This is a genomic window from Diplocloster agilis (assembly GCF_019042275.1).
Lineage (GTDB): Bacteria > Bacillota > Clostridia > Lachnospirales > Lachnospiraceae > Diplocloster > Diplocloster agilis.
The window spans coordinates 1-792 of record NZ_JAHQCW010000094.1 but is presented as its reverse complement, the minus strand read 5'-3'; the positions used below and the strand labels follow the sequence as shown (position 1 = coordinate 792).

Sequence of the window (792 nt, the reverse complement as noted above, 5' to 3'; positions counted from 1 at the left end):
GTGAAGTCGTAACAAGGTAGCCGTATCGGAAGGTGCGGCTGGATCACCTCCTTTCTAAGGAAGAAGAAGTAAGGGTTGTTTTACTGTTTAGTTATCAAGAATACGAAGCAAAAGTCCGCAGTAACAGAGAAATAAAAGGGGCTTGAGCAAGTAGGAAAGATAGCAAAAAAGATTTCTGGTGTCGATGCGCTTAGGGGACACACCCGTTCCCATCCCGAACACGATGGTTAAGACCTAAGCGGCCGATGGTACTATACTGGTGACGGTATGGGAGAGCAGGTGGGTGCCAGATTCTCTTAAAAAAACTCCTGCAGGGGAAGACTTGAAAAAGTCCGAACCGGCCAGGTTGCATATAGATTCTGGAGCATACAGGCCGGGAAGCGTCCCGGAGCCTGATGCAGAACAGAGAAGCTGGTTTTACCAGTGATTAGAGATTAAAATCTCTGCTGAGGATTCAAAAAAGATCCCTCTACTCAGTATTCTGAGGAGTAAAGATCAAAGAAACCCGGCAAACGCTTTTGATTTCTAATGACTGATAAAGCATCAGTCAACAGGATGGAAGTTCGAAGGACAGGACTCGCTAAAACGGGTCGGACAGCACAGACGAGACAAGAGACGGAACAGACATCCCGCATGTACCTTGAAAACTACACATTGAAAAATCAATTGAAAAATCTGAATTCAAGGGATTGAAAGCAAGCATTATTGCAACGCAGACAACCCAAGAAAACAGAAACTTCAAGACATCCGAGATTAAAAAAAGATTTATTTGAACCAATTCAAAGAATCCGA

General features: G+C 44.1%; 2 rRNA genes. Both read left to right on the top strand.

Annotated features, from left to right (window positions below):
- A 16S ribosomal RNA gene (locus KTH89_RS24690) occupies positions 1–54 on the top strand; the annotation flags it as partial.
- 120 nt (positions 55–174) lie between these two features.
- A 5S ribosomal RNA gene (rrf, locus tag KTH89_RS24685) occupies positions 175–292 on the top strand.
- The last annotated feature ends 500 nt before the right edge of the window (positions 293–792 follow it).